Genomic DNA, 262 nt, shown 5'->3' on the forward strand with positions numbered 1-262 from the left:
GTCATCGGATAGTACGTGCCGCCCTTGATGGTGGCGTCATTGGCAACGATGATGCATTCGCGGCCCGCAATGTGGCCGACGCCGGTAATGACGCTCGCCGAATGCACGTCACCGCCATAGAGGCCGTTGGCAGCGAGCGGCGACAATTCGAGGAACGCGGTGCCCGGGTCGACCAGCAGATCGACGCGGTCGCGCGCCAGCATCTTGCCGCGCGAGGTGTGGCGCTTGCGCGAGGTCTCCCCCCCGCCGCCAGCCACCTGGT

The 262-nt window shown here is 67.2% G+C and carries 1 protein-coding gene; it reads right to left on the bottom strand.

Annotation, left to right across the window (positions count from 1 at the left end; all coding sequences use genetic code 11):
• On the bottom strand, nucleotides 1–262 hold a 262-nt coding region (locus ACZ267_RS12935; protein ID WP_463680352.1), incomplete at both ends, for a carboxyl transferase domain-containing protein.

It is taken from the genome of Staphylococcus sp. AC872, assembly GCF_979255425.1.